We start from the raw sequence: 16,867 nt of genomic DNA, 5'->3' as shown, positions 1-16,867 counted from the left end.
TCGCGAGCAGGCTCACGCCTCCAGGGGAAATGGTATTCGTCAGTGTGTCCTGGCCGCTTGCAGCAGCCACTCCTTGAACATCGTCATCGCCGACGTTTCAGGACGCGACTGCAAGCGGGTCAGCCAATAGCAGCCGGTGGTGATACCGATGTCGAACGGTTGCTCGATCGCCCCCGCCGCCAGTTGCCGGGCGAACATCAGCGGCGGCGCCAAGGCAATGCCGGCGCCTTGTAGCGCCGCCTCCATCATGGCCAGCGAGGAGTCGAAGACGATGCTCCTAGGCGCCGGCGTATTGGCCCGTAACCCGGCGGCCAGAAACCACTCGGGCCACTCGTCCGTGCGATAGGAACGCAACAGCGTCTGCTTGAGCAAGTCCGCAGGTTCTTGCAACTGCCCGGCTATTTCCGGGACGCAGAGCACCGACAACGGCGCCTCGATCAGCTTTGACGCCTCGATCCCGTGCCATGCGCCGGCGCCAAACCGGATGGCGTAATCCAGGCCCTCGGCAGCCACATCCACCCGATTGTTGTTAGTCGACAGGCGCAAATCTATGAATGGATGTTTCGACTGGAAGTCCGCCAGTCGCGGCAACAGCCAACCCACCGCAAAGGTCCCCACGGCACCCACGGTCAACACTTCACGAAAATGCCCGCCCTCGAAACGTTCAAGGGTTTCGGCAATCCGGTCAAAGGACTCGCGCAACACCGGCAGCAAGGTTTCGCCTTCACTGGTCAGCATCAGACCGCGGGGCAAGCGTTTGAACAGCGTTACGTTAAGCTGGGCTTCAAGGCTTTTGACTTGATGGCTGACCGCCGCCGGCGTGACGAACAACTCCACCGCTGCCCGAGTAAAGCTCAAATGGCGTGCGGAAGCCTCGAAGGCCCGCAATGCGTTCAGCGGCAGATGAGGACGAATCATGCCCACTCCCAAATTTTTCTAATGGCTAACCCGAAATATCGTCGTTTGTCGATTTTCGCCCGACTGCCTAGATTTGGCGCGCCCATCAGCCGTCCGGTGTTGGATCCGGACGGAGTGTAGCGGTTAAAGTAATGGCAACTCATGGAGAGTGATTCCAATCATGTTCAAATTTCAACTGCCAAGACTGGCGTCCCTCAGCGCTTTCGCCCTGTTCCTCGGCGCAAGTCACTGTATGGCCGCAACAAAATCCGACGATCAGCTCGACGCCCTGGTGAAAGCCGCCATCGGGCCGGTCATGCAACAACAGAATATCCCTGGCGTCGCGGTCGCGATCACCTTAAAGGGTCAGCAGCATTACTTTAATTACGGCATGGCGTCGAAAGAGGACGGTAAACCCGTCAGCAAAGACACGCTGTTCGAAATCGGCTCCGTGAGTAAAACCTTTGCCACCACGTTGACGGCTTACGCCCAGGCGAGCGGCAAACTGTCTTTGTCTGACCGGGCCAGCCAGGTGTGGCCTGATCTGCGCGGCAGTGCATTCGACACCATCAGCGTGTTGCAACTCGCCACTTACACCGCTGGCGGGTTGCCGCTGCAGTTTCCTGACGAGGCCGATCATCCAGACAAAATGCTCGCCTACTTCAAACAGTGGAAGCCCGTTTATGCCGCAGGCACCCACCGCCAGTATTCGAACCCCAGCCTTGGGCTGTCCGGTTATCTGGCGGCCAAAAGCATGGGCCAGCCGTTCGATGAGCTGATGGAAAAAAACCTGCTGCCCAAACTCGGCCTCAAGCACACCTATCTCAAGGTGCCGCAGGATCAGATGGGGCTTTACGCCCAGGGTTACGGCAAGGATGGCAAACCGGTGCGGGTGAGCCCGGGAGCGCTGGATTCGGAGGCGTATGGGGTGAAAACCAGCGCGGCGGATTTGCTTCGTTATGTTGAAGCGAACCTGAAACCGGCGACGCTGGAGAAGCCATTGCAACAAGCGATCGCCCTCACTCACAGCGGTTACTACACCGTGGGCGAGATGACGCAAGGCTTGGGCTGGGAGCACTACCACTATCCGGCCAGCCTCGAAACGTTACTGAGTGGCAACTCGACGGAGATGGCGATGGAGGCGCAAAAAGTCCAGTGGCTGAACCCGCCACAACCTGCGCAAGACGCGGCATGGTTCAACAAGACCGGGTCGACGGGTGGTTTCGGCGCGTATGTCGCGTTCGTGCCTTCGGAAGACATCGGTATCGTGATTCTGGCGAACAAGAATTACCCGAACGCCGAGCGAATCAAGATCGCTCACAACATATTGAGTGCCCTTACCGAGTAATCCTCGCCACAGGGGTCAATGCTGGCAATAAAAATGGGCGACCTCTTTGGGGTCGCCCATTGTCGTTATTACGTCGGCTCAGTGCCGAGTCGGCGCTGGAGCGTCAGGCGCATCGTTCCTCGGATCAAGATTGTCCCGAGCCTGAGCCACCAACAACTCTGCAATCCCCGCCAACTGCTGAATCGCCCCCAGCATCACCCTGTTCGAGCCATCCAGCTTGACGGCAAAATTCACAAGCACCGCATTCAGCGACGCAAGGGTTTCGCTGGCCTGATGCAAGAGCGTGAGGGTGTCGACGCCCGGGGCAACAGACAAGATCTGGTTGATCGGGACGGAACGTCTGGGCTTGCGCACTCGAATGCGGGTGTCGTGCTCGGTCGTGTCGCCCGCCCGGACAAGCTTCAGGTGAGTGGCATCGGTTGGGCGTTGCGGATCATTTTTGCCGAACTTCTTCATAGACGAGGCTCCTTTCTGGCCATTGGTTATTTCGTCCCTGGATCCCTCAGTGTTGCGGACTCCCACGTCCGACCGCGATGGTTGCGGTGGCTGACGAAGGCTAACGGCGCGCTCTGACAGAAACCAGTTCATGAAGTCCGATAGGACTTGCAGGAAATTTCCGAGACCAATGAAATCAGGCCCCCAGCGGTACACGCGGTTTTTATAGCCGCTGTGGAGGATCGATTTGAACCCGATTGTCGACCAATGCAAAACCTGTGGTGCTGCACAATGGCCCCCTCGTTAAAGATTACATACCCCACCCAAACCAAGTAGCATCGCCCTCTTTTTTCTCACCCCACCACCACGCATCAGCCCTCCATACCGCTTATCTGCGACAGGACTATGCTGAATCAGAGCATTAAGGGCTGACCCATGAAAGTACTGTTGGTCGATGATCACGCTGTGGTGCGCATGGCAATCGGGATGATTCTGGCCCGTGAGGGCCATGAGATTGTCGGTGAGTGCGACAACGGTGTAGACGCCCTCAGCAAGGCATTCGAGCTGAAGCCGGATGCCATTGTGCTGGACCTCGACATCCCGCGACTCGACGGCATGGCAGTCATTGACCGGCTGCGCATCGGCGGCAGCCAGGCCCATGTGCTGGTGCACACCGGGCTGAGAAGCCAGGCCTACGCGGCGCAGTGCCTGCGGGCCGGCGCATCGGGCTTTTTGTCGAAAATCGATGATCCGGCAGAAATCGTCGCCGCGCTCAAAGCCGTGGCCAGCGGCAAGACGTGGTTTCCGGTCAGCACGTTCGATTCGGTGCGCAAAAGCGATTTCGCCCACAACGATGCGCAGCTCCTGAGCGCCGTTACCCGCCGTGAACTCAAAGTGCTGCACGGTCTGGCACTGGGCAAGAGCAACAAGGAAATCGCCGACGACATGCTGCTCAGCAACAAGACGGTCAGCACCTATAAAACCCGCCTGATGGAAAAGCTCAACGTCTCGACGCTGCTGGAGCTGATCGAATTTGCCAAACGCAATGATCTGGTCTGACTCATGACCGCGATCCGCCGAGTGCTGCTGGGCGTGCTGATGCTCCTGTCCTATAGCGCGTGCGCAGAACCGCTTTCATTGCTCAGCCGCGCCGCGGACAGCAGCGTCGCGCTCACACTCACGGCCGCGCAACGCCAGTGGCTCCATCAAAATGCCGTGCTGCGGGTTGGCGTGTATCTGCCCGACCGGCCGCCGCTGGATATCACCGCCAATCAAAAGGATTACGAAGGCCTCTCCGCCGATTACCTCGACGTGCTGGCCCGTGGGCTCGGTGTACGTTTGCAGGTTAATCGCTATGCCAGCCAGGAACAGGCGCTGGCCGCGCTGCAACAGGGCGAAGTCGATCTGGTGCCGCGAATCAATCACCTCGAAGCCGTCCGTGCCGATCTGCTGCTGAGTGCACCTTACGCCTACGACCAGGCGGTGTTGATCAGCAAGTTCGGTACGCACTGGCCCGCAGACCACCCCCCGGCCGGCACTACCGTATTGTTCGATCCCGACTGGATTCAGCGGGAACGGGTTGCCTCATTGTTCCCGCAGTTGCAGGTCGAGTCGGTGCACTCGACCGATGAAGGTTTGGGCCGGGTTGCCTATGGCGAAGGAATGGTGCTGCTCACCGACGCCATTTCCGCGCAGTACCTGGTGGAGCGCAGCTATCAGCAAAGCCTTAAGCAGACGATCCAGCGCGACTCCGAAGGCCTGGGCTTCAGCTTTGCGGTACAGCGCGGGAACACGCCGTTGCGCACGCTGCTCAACAGTGCCCTGGCAAACATTTCCCCCCAGGAACGCGGCGTGATGGCCCGGCGCTGGGGCATCGGCGCCAATCCAAGGCTGGGTTACAGCCGTCTGCAATTGACGCCGGTGGAACAGCAATGGATCAAGGATCACCCGCAGATCGATGTGCTGGCCAACGACTTGTATTCGCCCTTCAGCTTTTTCGACGCGGAAGGTCAACTCCGCGGTATGGCGGCGGACTTGCTCGAACTGATCAATGACCGAACGGGGCTGGTGTTCCGTCCGAGCAAAATCACTTCCGTCGATGCCATGACCAGCCGGGCACAACGGGACCCGGTCAGCATCATTGCCGCGCTGACCTACAGTGAACGCCGCGAACCCGGCCTGATGTTCTCCCGCCCCTACGTGATCAACCCCTTTGTGCTGGTGACACGCACGCAACCCGAGCATTCGGGCCTGACGGGCATGAAAGGCCGGCCAGTCGCGCTCGTCAAAGGCTCGGCCGCCGCCAACTGGCTGGAACGCGAGTGGCCGGACATTCAACAGGTCTCAGTGGACGCGCCCATCGAGACGTATGAATTGCTCGCTGAAGGCCGGGTCGAGGGCGTCATCCAGCCGCAACTGGGCGCGACGTACCTGATCGACCGTTTTTTCCGTGGCCGACTGCAAATCGACTCGGTGATCGGCTCCCAACCCGCGCTGATCGGCTTTGCCACCGGGCATCAGAATGCCGAACTGGTCTCGATCCTCAACAAGGCCCTGCTCGATATCCGTCCCGAGAAGTTCAGCGACCTGGCCAACCGCTGGCAGAACCCGCAGGAGAGCCAGGGCGGCTGGAGCGCTTACAAAAGCTGGTTCTATAAAGCGGTGCTGGGGCTACTGGTGGTAGTGCTGGCGATCCTGGCATGGAACCGCGGCTTGCGCCGGCAAATCGCCGAACGTCAGAAAGCGCAAAAAGCCCTGAATGACCAACTGGAGTTCATGAAAGTGCTGGTGGACGGCACGCCGCATCCGATTTACGTGCGCGACCGCCAAGGCTTGCTGCTGACCTGCAACCGCGCCTATCTGCAAGTGATGGAAATCGAACTGGAGCAGGTGCAGGGCAAAGGCCTGATCGAAGCAAACATTCTTGCCCCCGACGACGCCTGGAGCTACAAGCGCATTCATCGCGCGACGCTCGACAGCGGCGAGCCGTCCTTCGACAACTTCACCATGACCGTCAACGGCAAGACGTATCACATTTACCACTGGGCACTGCCCTACCGCGATTCCGACGGCACCATGACCGGGGTGATCGGCGGCTGGATCGACCTTACCGAACAGCAGCATTTGCAGCACGCACTGCATCAGGCCAAGGACCTGGCAGAAGCAGCCAACCGGGGCAAGAGTCACTTCCTCGCGGTGATGAGCCATGAGATCCGCACGCCGATGAGCGCCTTGATCGGCGTGCTCGAACTGATGCGCGACCATCGCTCCGACGCGCAGCTGATCGACATCGCACAAAAGTCCGCGAGCGGCATGATGGAGCTGATCGGCGAAATTCTTGATTTGTCGAAAATCGAATCCGGCAAGTTCGAGCTGCGCAGCGGCACCTGCCATCCCGAGCGATTGGTCAGCACGGTGATTCAGAGTTTCGCCAGCCTTGCGCAGCAGAAAAACGTCGCGCTGGAATTCATCAACCAAGGGCTCGATACCGCGGTGGAGCTGGACTCGCTGCGGTTCCGGCAGATTGCGTCCAACCTGATCAGCAACGCGATCAAATTCACTCCGCAAGGTTCGGTAATGGTACAGCTGTTGATTGAACCGCAAGGCGACCTCGCCCACGTGCGCCTGAGTGTTCAAGACACCGGTGTCGGCATGGATGATAAACAGCGCGAGCGGCTGTTCCAGCCCTATACCCAGTTCGCATCCAGCGACAGCGAGTTGCAGATCGGTACGGGGCTGGGCCTGGCGATCTGTCAGCAATTGACGCAGTTGATGGGCGGGCGACTGAGCTGCGTCAGCGCGCCGGGACAAGGCTCGTGTTTTACCCTGGAACTCGACGCGGACCTGGCGCCTGACGACGCCCCGGCGCCTTTGGACAGCACTGAACACCTGGCACCGCTGCCAGCGCGCGATATCCTGATCGTCGAAGATCACGAGTTCAACCGCGTGGTGCTGCAACGTCAACTGGAGTCGCTGGGCATGCGCGTGACGTGCGCCGAGAACGGGCTCGAGGGATTGCGGGTGTGGGACCGGGAAATCTTCGACTACGTGATCACCGACTGCAACATACCGCAAATGAGCGGCGACCAGATGACCCGCCAACTCAGGTCGGTCGAGGCCCGGGAAGGACGAACTGCAACCCATGTGGTCGGACTGACGGCCAATGCTCAGCCTCAGGAAATCCAGCGCTGCCTGGATGCCGGCATGAACGACTGCCTGTTCAAACCCGTCACCCGCTCGGCGCTTGAGCGCTATCTTCGCCAGGTCGAACAAGTGCAACAGGCGGCGGCCCCCTGCTTCGATATCTCGAAGGTCAGCGATATTACGGCGGGTGATGCGGCCATGACTCGCCAGTTGCTGGCCACGGTGCTGCGCACTAATCAGGAAGACTTCGACGCCATGCAGGCGCTGTATGCCGCTGGCGATTACAGCGCCATGGGGCGGCGCAGTCACAAGATCCTCGGCAGCGCGCGGATCATCCACGCGGCGCCGCTGATCAGCGCTTGCGAGGAACTGGAGCAGGCGTGTGGCCAGTCGATTCCGCTAGACGCCCTGAGTCGCCTGCATCAGGCCTTTGCCGAGCAGATGCAACGCCTGCAAAACAGCCTTCAAGAGCACCTCAACGGTCGACTTTTGTAGGACGCGTCCTACAAAAAGATAGGAAGTGCCTGCGTTATCCGCCTCGCCCACACCCGGAGAATCCGCGGCTCATTTCCATGCAGTCGGCGGATCGTTATGTTTACTTTTGGTGTACCGTTTTCTCGTGTCTCCCTGTCCGGGGCATTGTTGATGCTGGGCTGCGCGCCTGCCGGCGCCTTTGCTGCCAGCTGCGACTCGCTCAACTGCCTGACAACGCCTCAGGCCAATGTAGCGGTGAACGATGGCTCGACGATTTACGTCGGTACGGGCGGCACTCTGACCGATAGCACCGTGAGCAATGGGTTCATCCAACTTCTGGACGGCGGGCGCGCGAACGGCACCACAGTCGATGGCAGTGGAAGGCTGAGTGTCTATGACTCTGCGGCGGCATTCAGCACCGTCGTTGAAAACGGCACCATGGTCGTCGTCGGTTCAGCCACAGCCCTGCGCACCATCGTCAACGACGGCAACCTGGAGGTGGCGCAGAACGCGGTGGTCAGTGATACCCAGCTCAAAGGCGGCACTATGTGGGTGTATACCGATGCCACCGCCAAGAACACTTTCGTCAACAACAGTCAGATGACCGTTTACGAAAACGGCAATGCCGACCGCACGACGGTCAATGACGGTGGCGAACTTTCCCTCAGCGAGAACGCCTCGGTCATCAACACCGTGGTCAATCAGGGCGGGATGATGGATAGTGGGGCTGGCCCGCATATCCACTTCACCACCGTCAATCAGGGTGGCCTCATGGTGCTCGGCGACCTGGCCGAAGCCAGTGACACAACGATCAATTCGGGTGGTGTTCTGCGACTCAAGGGTGATGCAGTGCTGGGCGGCGCGAACCATATCGCCGGTCAAGTCACGTTCGCCGATCCGGCCATCAACGGTTTTCACACGCTGACGATTAAAGGCCCGTTGACCGGCAATGGCAGCTTCCTGATGAACACGGACCTGGCCTCACTGCAAGGCGACCTGATCAAGGTGCAAGGGCCGATCAGCGACAGCCACACCCTGGTGGTTGCCGACTCCGGGAACGCGCCGAGCGGCGAGCAGCAGCAACTGATGCTGGTGGATGGCAACGGTGGCAGCGGTGATTTTAAACTCCATGGCGGGACCGTCGATGCCGGCGCCTACCGCTACACCCTGCAACAGCACGACGACGATTGGTTCCTGGCCAAACCCGGCGAAAACACACCTGACCTGGATCCCGTAGATCCGGCAGATCCCGTAGATCCCGTAGATCCCGTAGATCCCGTAGATCCGACCGATACGGTCGATCCAGTCAACCCGGTGACCCCACCCGTCACTGAACAGCCAGACAAGCCAGTCATCGCCCCGCCACCGCAAACGCCGCAACCGATCCAGACTCACCCTGTTCCTCAGGCAAAAGTTCTCAGCAAAGGCGCCAACGCGGCGGTCGCCAGCCACGCCGCCTCCGCTGCGCTGATCGGCGCGCAGATGAATGCGACGACCCAGCATTTGGGCGATCTTCGTTCGGGTAAGGATCAGGGAGGTCTGTGGATCCGTGGCTATGGCACTGAACAACGCCTGGACACAGGTGCCAGTCGCGCGTTCCAGCAACAGGTCAACGGCCTGGAAATCGGCGCCGACACGGCCCTGTCCTTTGCCGACGGTACGCTGTATGTGGGCGGCTTGCTCGGCAAGGGTCAGGCGCGGCAACACTTTGGCGAGGCCAGCAATGGCACGATCGACAGCGCGACGCTGGGGGGTTATGCCGCCTATCTGGACCGCAGCGGGATGTATGTCGATGGCGCGCTGAAATACAGCCACCTGAACAATGACGTCGACATCACCAGCAACCTCGGCGACAAGGTCAAGGCGCGCTACAAGAACCACGCCGTGAGTGCTGACGTTCAACTCGGCAAGACTATCGACCTAAGCCAGGGCTGGTTCGTTGAACCCCAAGCGGGGCTGCAGGTAGCGCGCATCAGTGGCGGCAGCTACACGGCGAGCAATGGCCTGAGCGTTAAACAGGATTCGATGGTTTCGCTGCAAAGCCGTGTTGGCGGAGCGTTCGGGCGAAATCTGCAGCCAGGCAATGGCGTTGCGGTGAAACCTTACGTCAAGGCCGCCTGGATCACCGAACATGCAGGCGACAGCACAGTGAACGTCAACGGGGCAAAACTCGACAGCCGCTTGCCGAGTTCACGAGCCGAGGTAGCGGGTGGCGTCACTGTGACGGCGGTTGAAAAACACAACTTCTTCGCCGAAGCGGGCTACACCAAAGGCAACGATATCGAACAGCCTTGGGCGCTGACGGTCGGCTATCGCTACAACTGGTAACGCCCCAACCCTTATGCCAAACGGGCATCCCTGTGGGAGCGGGCTTGCCCGCGAAGGAGCTGGCACATCCAACATCAAGGTTGCCTGTCAGACCGCTTTCGCGAGCACGCTCGCGCCCACAGTGGGTGGCGACGTTTACAAGAATCGGAGTCTGCTCACCCGGGGTCAATAGGGATTCAATCGTCAGGCATCTCAGGGGGCTTGGCCGGTTTGGCGGGTTTGGCGGGTTTTGCACCCTTGGCGCCTTTAGCGGCCGGTTCGGCGACGACGGGCGTTGCGACTGTCGGCGGTGCGGCTTCTTTTTCGGCGGCTGGCAAGGCGTCGATGGTGTCGAAAATCTTCTTCAAGTCGACCGACTTTGATTCATCCCCCGAACTCTCGAACTTCTTCTCGCCGTCCTTGCCCACCAGGATGACTTTGGGAAACGCCCCCGCGCCGAGTTTCAGCGAGCGGATCAGTGCCATGGTGTCCTGTTGGCCGAGGTCCTTGCCGTCGAGCTGACCGAACATGTTCAGCACGGTGTACACCCTGATATTGCGTTGCTTGACGCCATCCTTGTTGGCCGGATCGTCCATCGCCTTTTTCAGGCTCACCCAGACCGGGTCAACGGTACTCGAAGCAATCACAATCAGTGGCCGGGATCTGCCTTTGTCATTGTCCAGCGGTGAGCCGTCTTCGGCGGCAAGCAAGGGGCCGGCGAAAGCCAGCAAGGTAGTCAGGGTCAAAGACCTGATGAGCATGCGCATCTCCTTTTGATATCCACGCTCTAATGATTGCGCATCGCGGCGATCGTTCCGGGTGACGCACCGCAATTGTGTTCCGCCTTGACCAAAGCTTAGGTCAGGGCGGTCATTGCGCAACAGGCTGAGCTAATCTCATCCCTTATTACGATACACCTGATCCGCCGTGAGAACCCGCCATGAGCGCTCCATCATCCTCGACCAGCGGTATGCTGTGCTCCGTACTCTCCCCCCGTTGCCACTTTAAAGTTGAGACAAACGCGGGTTCCTGCCTGCTCCTGGCTGGTCAGCTCGACCGAGCCCTCTAAGCGTTCCATTATCCTTTTGACCAGGGCCAGGCCTACGCCCAACCCGCCTTGTTTGGTGGTAAAAAACGGCTTGAAGACCATTTGTTGCTGTTGCTTGGTCATGCCCTTGCCGGTATCGCTCAGGATCATGCACACATGGCCCGTCTGCGGCGATTCAATCTCGATACTCAGCACGCCGCCCCTGGGCATGGCTTCCAGGGCGTTGGCAATCAGGCTATTGAGAATTTGCGTCAGCAACACCTGCTGACTAACCACTGGCGGGCAGACCTTGGGTGTGAAACGGACTTCAACGCCGGAGCGTTTGATCAGCGCGTCGAAGGCACCCAGGGTGTCATCAATGATCAATACCAGATCCACCGCCTCATAGTCGTCATTCATCGGCCGCAACGACATCAGCAATTCACGAACCCAACGCGACATGCGATCGACCTGATTGATGATGTCGCCGATGTTCTTTTGCGTATTCTGGCTGGCGATTTCCTGGGCCAGTTCGGCGCTCGAGCGAATGTTCGCCAGCGGATTGCGCAAACTGTGGGCCACGGCCGAGGACATTTCACCCAGCGCCACGAAGGTTTCGTTGGCGATCAACTGTTTCTGCTGGCTCTCGAGCAGCTCGGACGCACGCCAGACAATCCAGAATAGCGCGAGGTAAATGATGACACCACCAAGCAGGGTCGCCAGCCAGATCGACTTGAAACCACGCTGGATGCGCGCCACCAGGTCCGCAGGTTCTTTGTAGATCTCCACCATGGCGATCACTTTGCTTTTGTCGGCATTGAACATCGGGATGTAGTTCTCGATGAACAAGTACTTGGGTTCGCGCAGCAGCATCTGTTCGGGACGTTCTTCATCGATCTGGTGGTAGCTGGTGGACACGGTTTCCTTCATCTCAAAGGATTCGTCCAGCTCCTTATCATTTTCAATGCGCACGCCGACCAACTCCGGGTTGGTCGACCAGACCACCGTGCGATCCAGAGCGTACACCACCGCCAACAGCGTGTCCGGCAAGTGTGCGACATGATCAAGAAACTCTGTGCGGGCAGCCGCACGAGAGCCAGGATCGACGTCGGAATAGGCATTGTCACCTCGAGGATCGAGCATTTCGCCCATGGTTCTGTTCGGGGTAATCGAGGCGTGGCGGATTTCGGCATCACCAATGGCCTGAATGAATTGCGCAGTCAGCATGGAGTCGCGCTCGATGCTTTCCTCGACGACGAAGCGCGTAGATATATAACCCAGCCCCAGCGCCACGGCGGCGATGATGAAAAAACTGCCCAGGGAAAACCAGCGCAGCAGATTGAACTGGCCACGCAAGCCCGTGCCTTCTCCTGCCGCCGTGTGCGGCAGCGCAGGTACTTTTTGGCGCTGGAGTATCTGCATGGGTGGCTCCTGAGTACCGGGTTGAAGCCTCTTCATTGGATCAGTGCTGGTGGCATTGATCGAGCCCGACGGCTCAATGATTGTATTCAGCTGCTATTGCAGCTGCGCCGCCTGCAACGATTGTTGACGGTCAGTTTCTTCCTGCAAAAAATCCATGATGGACTGCGCTGCGTCTTCATCCAGGCGCAGGTTGGGCATTGGAATCTTGTCAAAGCGCTCAAACAGTTCCAGCGCAATCGGGTCCTTTTCGGCAAGCATGCGGTCCGGTTCGCGGATCCAGCGATTGAGCCAGACGGGGTCTCGCTGACGGGTCACGCCGATAAGGTCCGGGCCGATGCTGCGCATGCCGATGCCCTGCCCGTCTTGCGGCCCGAGGCTGTGACACGACGCGCAACGGGTGCGAAACAATTCTTCTCCGTTGCTCGGCGGACGAATCTCGGGCGCATTGGCGTAGCTCCCTTCGGCACTGGCCTGCTTCCAGTTCTGCAAGGTATTGGCCAACTGATCGGCGAGGATCCACGGGTTCTCGAACGGCGAGGCTTTCATCCAGCGACCGGTGCTCTGGTTGCCAACGATCAGGCTCAGGTTGTGATCCTTGCTGCGTCCGTTGTCGACGCCTTCGATAAACAGCCCGAGTTTTTTTCGCAGGTCGGTAACGGCCTCGAATTCGCCGGTGAGAAACTGCCAGCCCGGTCCCACCTTGAAGCGCTGGGCGTAGGCTTTAAGCACCTCGGGGGTATCGCTCAGCGGGTCGATGCTGATCGAGTAGAAAAAGATATCCTTCCCGACCCGGTCCCCGAGCAACTGTTGCATTTGGCGCAGGCGCGCGGTTTCCAGCGGACAGGAGTCGCTGCACGTGGTGAAGATGAAGTTGATCACCACCACTTTGCCCTTGATCAGGTCCTCGAAAAAACGCACCTGCCGACCGTCCTGATCGGTCAGCAAGGTGTTGGGGAAGTAATCGCCGCCCCAGGGTGTCGCCGATTCCGTGGGTGACGGTGCACCTTCATGAGCGAGCAGCAGCCAAGCGGCCAGCACGCCGGTGACCAGCAGCAAAATCAGGTGCATGCCCAGGGCGCGGGAGCGCGGCGCAGTTGATGTCATGTCGGCTCCCCTGCGGATCATGGTGTGACCGCTGCTTTGGTACCGTAGCCGTCGCCGGTGCGGAAGGTTGGCAGCGCAGCGGAGTTCACGTAGCGCACGCCATCCCAGCTCGGCAACGGAGTCGGCATCAACTGCACTTGCCCGGGTTTTTCAACGTCCCAACGCAACAGCATTGAGTTGTCCTCATGCTGAGTGTTGTGGCAGTGCTCCATGTAGGTGCCGGCGAATTCGCGAAATTGGATCGCAATCTCGACATTGTCCGTACCATCCTTTTCCGAACCGACGCGATACACGTCCTTGCGTGCCCATTTTTCCCATTCCGGTGGTGGCTTGCCGCCACGACTGAGGATGATCCCTTCCTCGAAGTGCACGTGCACCGGGTGGCCCCAGCCCGTGTCATTACCCTTGATGTGCCACACTTCCAGCGTGCCGAAGCCCGTGGCGCCGGCGTCGGTCGGACCGCTGGCCAGTTTGGTCGAGGTGTTCAGCCGACGTGGGTCCATGCGAAACCCGAAACCGCCGTCGGTCTTGACCGTCCAGGGTGCTTCATCGGTGCCATCAGAACGGCCGAAGGTAAAGGTGCGGTGACGAGCCTGAGCCAGCAGCGCCTTGTCGGCCGCATTGTCGCGATGGATTTTCAGCGGGATCATAAACAGGCCTTCAGCCTTGCCCGGTTTGGCCGGCTCATAAGCGGCCGGGTCCATGGCCAGGTCCTGACCGGTGTAAGCCTTGACGTTGAGTTGCAACACCTTGCCTACCGCCGGATCACCGTCCTCCCACTTTGGCCCCTTGCTGGTTTGCTTGATGATCGCCCGGTACTTCTCGGACAGCACGTCAGCCAGGGCGACGGGTTCTTCCGGACCCTTGCCGTCTTGGTGCACCAGCAGGTTGACGAAGAACAGCTTGTCGCCTGGTTTGATCCCGTTTTTCGAGAAGTTAACGATGATGTCGAAACGCTCGGCGATGCCCAGGGTTGGCAGGATCGCGTTGTGGTTCTGTTTGTCACCGTCGGCATCCAGGTCCATGGTGCCGTCGAACGGCACGGCGTGTTCCATGATATTGCCGTCGTTGGCGATCAGGTGGAACGGCACCCGGGCATACGACACGCCCGACCCGACAGGCCCTTGGAACTCGCCGCTGGTGCCCTTGATCTCGCGCACCAGCGCCATCTTGAAGTAGCGCGACACGGAGCCGTTGAGCATACGGAACCGATAGCTGCGGGCACGGACGTCCAAGGTTGGTTTCCACTTCCAGTTGACCAGCACCTGGTCACCGAGGAAGCCGGCAGTGTTGAAGGGGTTGAACCACAGTTGACCGTTCTTATCCCACGCCTTGTCGGCAAACATCAGGTTGACGTCGTAGTCGCGGTTACCCCAGGGCAAGGCGCTGCCGCTGGGGAGGCGCAGGTTGACGCCGTCATTCACCGATTCATTGGCGCGGTCCAGGGCGCTGTAGTAGTTCATCATCGCCGCGTTGCCCTTGTAGACGTTCTGCGCGGTGAAATCGAGCATGTGGTCGTGGAACCAGTGGGTGCTCATGGTTTCGCGCCAGTCACCGCGGATTTTGATCATCCCGTTGTCGCAGGTTTTGCGGCCGGGGGCGAGGTCGTTAGTCCACAGGGTTTCGCCCGGCGAGCACGGAAACGCTGCACGCGGGTCTTCAGCCTTGGTGTTGATGCTGTCGTAACCGGCCAACTGGATCGGCCAGCGATAGTCGTAGAATTGCCCTGGGAAGAAAAACGCATTGGTGTAACCGTCGCTTTCCGCCGGTACGTGACCGTTGTGTTCGTGGGTGGTGATGGTGTGCAGACCAAAACCCATGTTCGCCGACGGGTCGATCGGCAAGCCGTTGTAATGACGCATCAACACGGGTTGCCCGTACCGCACCATGAGCAATTTTGGCGGCAAGGTGCCGTCGAAGGTCCATAGCGAGTTGAGTTTCTGCACCGGCATTTTCGGATGAAAACGCGGTTCAGATCCTTTGGAGGTGCCTGCTGTCGCTGGCACGCCCGCCACATTGTAATAGAGACCACTGGGACCGAACTCACCCACGGCATAGCGGTGCATCTGGCGACTGTCACGCAAACCGGTATTCACCCGTGCGCCGGCTTGCACGGTCTTGTAGGCCACCTGCGGGTAAAACTCGTTCCAGCGCTGGTGCGACCAGCCTTTTCCTGGCGGACGGCCTTCAGCCGACGAGCCGATACGGCGGTTGAGGAAAAATTCAATCTGCTTCTGCCAAGGGTTGCGGTCGACCACGTTGGAATACTGGCTGGGGAACGGAGTCAGGCCTGGTTGACGCAAGAACGCGTCGAGCGCCGCACTCGGCGGAGCGCTGCGTGCGACGCTGGTGGGATCTTGTTGTGGCAGCGGGCCAATGGCGGCGGGTGGAAACGGCAACAGTGCCGCCGGGGTGGTGGGGTCGAGTTTTTCCACACCGAATTCTTCGAACAGCGCCAGTGGTTGAGTGAACGGCAGAGCACCATACAGCGGACTGGGTTTTCCGTTGGTGGGGTAATTGAAACTGGTCTGCAGCGCTGGCGGCAGGATGTTTTCCTTGCGCGTGGTGTCTTTGCTGCCTTTGACGCCACCCGGCAAGTCGAAGGAATCGAGGTTAGCCGGGGGCATGGTCAAAATGGCGTTCAAGGCGCCTACTTTGTCAGTCGGTTCGTCGTAGTACGCTGAAGGGTCGGAGGGTTCGGGCTGTCGTTCGTCGTCGATCGGGCTGGCGCGCAGGTTTGTTGTGCCGAGCGTCATTGTCAGAAGGACGCTCAGGGGCGTCAGGAGACCAAACCACTTGCAGGGGTGCCGCGCTTTTCTGTCCATCACCAGCCGCCTCTAAGTCGTGAAGGGGGTAATGGGAGGAGTGCAAGGAGTTCGCCAGATTCGTAATGTTCTATACAAAGCATCAATACCCAGCAGAACAATGGCTTATCAACATCAATTTGCCATGCCCAAAAAGCGACTGGGGCATGGCACCCGCTACTGGGTAAAGTTCCTCCCCATATTCAGGGAATTCGCTTGAACAACAGGCGGACACACCGTGCCGTCGCCCTCGCGACTTTCCCGACTGAACACCCCGCCGCACCGCTCCATCATCCGCTTGACCTGCACCAGGCCACCTTGCCTGGTGGTGAAAAAAGGCCGGAACGCCAGGCTGCGTTGCTCCAGGATTTTTGCGACAGGAACAGCCCGGCGTCTTATCAGCTTGTTCAGCAGGCAAGAGTCCGTGGGAAGCATTCATCACGTTTGGATTACAGGTGGCGGGCGCGTCGAAAACCGATCAACAGAAACAGGGTGAACAAGCCGAGGACAAATCCAAGACCAATCGCCGGGTTTACCACTGGCTCAAGGTGATCTTCTTCGCAGGCAGTGCTATTGAATTGCGCGACAGTAATTCGCTGATGATCCATCGAAGACCGCGTTTGGCCAATTTGGATCGCCGCCTGTTGCTCTAGATCCAACGCCTGATACTTCCAGAGCGTTGAAGATCCTTCTCGGCAGTAGGTAAATTCAGCGGGATGTGAAGCGGCGATAATACAAGCGTCGTTGATGCCCATTTTTTGCAGCGTTTCTGTTGCGGATCGGGTGAAGTCCAGCTCGAAGACCGGAATGATCCCGGTAGCAGAAGCGGTGAGCGAAACCAACAGGCTGCTCATGGCGCAGGTCGTTGAAATGTTCAAGGTCGGGCTCCCCTATTTCCATTCCCTG

At 59.3% G+C, this 16,867-nt stretch carries 11 protein-coding genes and 1 pseudogene; 4 read left to right on the top strand and 8 right to left on the bottom strand.

The annotated features are described in order from the left end of the window. Positions 1-39 precede the first annotated feature (39 nt). On the bottom strand, positions 40-918 hold the full coding sequence (locus tag JIO00_RS10030) for a LysR family transcriptional regulator (RefSeq protein ID WP_200668114.1): 879 nt from the start codon (positions 916-918) through the stop codon (positions 40-42). Positions 919-1,078: 160 nt separating this feature from the next. Between JIO00_RS10030 and ampC the strand changes: the two genes are divergently transcribed. Next, on the top strand, positions 1,079-2,245 hold the full coding sequence (gene ampC / locus JIO00_RS10025) for a class C beta-lactamase (RefSeq protein ID WP_102593398.1): 1,167 nt from the start codon (positions 1,079-1,081) through the stop codon (positions 2,243-2,245). A 78-nt stretch (positions 2,246-2,323) separates the two neighbouring features. Here ampC and JIO00_RS10020 read toward each other — a convergent pair whose 3' ends face one another. Further along, positions 2,324-2,701: a DUF6124 family protein gene (locus JIO00_RS10020; RefSeq protein WP_042932867.1), complete on the bottom strand. Its 378-nt coding sequence runs from the start codon at positions 2,699-2,701 to the stop codon at positions 2,324-2,326. 414 nt (positions 2,702-3,115) lie between these two features. Here JIO00_RS10020 and JIO00_RS10015 point away from each other — a divergent pair, with 414 nt between their 5' ends. The 3 genes from JIO00_RS10015 (at position 3,116) to JIO00_RS10005 (ending at position 9,625) form a co-directional block, all read left to right on the top strand. Continuing rightward, entirely contained in the window at positions 3,116-3,739 is a 624-nt protein-coding gene (locus tag JIO00_RS10015; protein WP_077749996.1) for a response regulator transcription factor, read from the top strand. A 3-nt stretch (positions 3,740-3,742) separates the two neighbouring features. After that, positions 3,743-7,318: an ATP-binding protein gene (locus JIO00_RS10010; protein ID WP_200668112.1), complete on the top strand. Its 3,576-nt coding sequence runs from the start codon at positions 3,743-3,745 to the stop codon at positions 7,316-7,318. A 96-nt stretch (positions 7,319-7,414) separates the two neighbouring features. After that, positions 7,415-9,625: an autotransporter outer membrane beta-barrel domain-containing protein gene (locus JIO00_RS10005; RefSeq protein WP_200668110.1), complete on the top strand. Its 2,211-nt coding sequence runs from the start codon at positions 7,415-7,417 to the stop codon at positions 9,623-9,625. Between the two features lie 176 nt (positions 9,626-9,801). Here JIO00_RS10005 and JIO00_RS10000 read toward each other — a convergent pair whose 3' ends face one another. The 6 genes and pseudogenes from JIO00_RS10000 to JIO00_RS09980 all read right to left on the bottom strand — a co-directional run bounded on the left by JIO00_RS10000 (position 9,802) and on the right by JIO00_RS09980 (position 16,815). Beyond that, the gene (locus JIO00_RS10000; protein ID WP_200668108.1) at positions 9,802-10,365 is read right to left on the bottom strand and encodes a DUF4174 domain-containing protein; all 564 of its coding nucleotides are present in this window, start codon (positions 10,363-10,365) and stop codon (positions 9,802-9,804) included. A gap of 191 nt (positions 10,366-10,556) precedes the next feature. Beyond that, positions 10,557-12,053, bottom strand: a complete 1,497-nt coding sequence (locus tag JIO00_RS09995; protein ID WP_200668106.1) for a sensor histidine kinase — start codon at positions 12,051-12,053, stop codon at positions 10,557-10,559. 93 nt (positions 12,054-12,146) lie between these two features. Then, complete coding sequence (locus JIO00_RS09990; protein ID WP_010458634.1) at positions 12,147-13,157, bottom strand: SCO family protein; 1,011 nt, start codon at positions 13,155-13,157, stop codon at positions 12,147-12,149. Between the two features lie 17 nt (positions 13,158-13,174). Further along, positions 13,175-15,982, bottom strand: a complete 2,808-nt coding sequence (locus JIO00_RS09985; RefSeq protein WP_200668104.1) for a multicopper oxidase domain-containing protein — start codon at positions 15,980-15,982, stop codon at positions 13,175-13,177. A 182-nt stretch (positions 15,983-16,164) separates the two neighbouring features. After that, a pseudogene (locus JIO00_RS29765) lies at positions 16,165-16,324 on the bottom strand (two-component sensor histidine kinase); the annotation flags it as partial. Positions 16,325-16,410: 86 nt separating this feature from the next. Continuing rightward, complete coding sequence (locus JIO00_RS09980) at positions 16,411-16,815, bottom strand: hypothetical protein (RefSeq protein ID WP_158080554.1); 405 nt, start codon at positions 16,813-16,815, stop codon at positions 16,411-16,413. Positions 16,816-16,867: the final 52 nt, after the last annotated feature.

Source organism: Pseudomonas sp. SW-3 (assembly GCF_016615645.1).
Lineage (GTDB): Bacteria > Pseudomonadota > Gammaproteobacteria > Pseudomonadales > Pseudomonadaceae > Aquipseudomonas > Aquipseudomonas mandelii.
This window is presented reverse-complemented; position numbering and strand designations above follow the sequence as displayed.

Bases quoted from the DNA above. Each gene is read 5' to 3' on its own strand.
- JIO00_RS10030 (WP_200668114.1), bottom strand. From the start codon at position 918: ATGATTCGTCCTCATCTGCCGCTGAACGCATTGCGGGCCTTCGAGGCT.
- ampC (WP_102593398.1), top strand. From the start codon at position 1,079: ATGTTCAAATTTCAACTGCCAAGACTGGCGTCCCTCAGCGCTTTCGCC.
- JIO00_RS10020 (WP_042932867.1), bottom strand. From the start codon at position 2,701: ATGAAGAAGTTCGGCAAAAATGATCCGCAACGCCCAACCGATGCCACT.
- JIO00_RS10015 (WP_077749996.1), top strand. From the start codon at position 3,116: ATGAAAGTACTGTTGGTCGATGATCACGCTGTGGTGCGCATGGCAATC.
- JIO00_RS10010 (WP_200668112.1), top strand. From the start codon at position 3,743: ATGACCGCGATCCGCCGAGTGCTGCTGGGCGTGCTGATGCTCCTGTCC.
- JIO00_RS10005 (WP_200668110.1), top strand. From the start codon at position 7,415: ATGTTTACTTTTGGTGTACCGTTTTCTCGTGTCTCCCTGTCCGGGGCA.
- JIO00_RS10000 (WP_200668108.1), bottom strand. From the start codon at position 10,365: ATGCTCATCAGGTCTTTGACCCTGACTACCTTGCTGGCTTTCGCCGGC.
- JIO00_RS09995 (WP_200668106.1), bottom strand. From the start codon at position 12,053: ATGCAGATACTCCAGCGCCAAAAAGTACCTGCGCTGCCGCACACGGCG.
- JIO00_RS09990 (WP_010458634.1), bottom strand. From the start codon at position 13,157: ATGACATCAACTGCGCCGCGCTCCCGCGCCCTGGGCATGCACCTGATT.
- JIO00_RS09985 (WP_200668104.1), bottom strand. From the start codon at position 15,982: ATGGACAGAAAAGCGCGGCACCCCTGCAAGTGGTTTGGTCTCCTGACG.
- JIO00_RS09980 (WP_158080554.1), bottom strand. From the start codon at position 16,815: ATGAGCAGCCTGTTGGTTTCGCTCACCGCTTCTGCTACCGGGATCATT.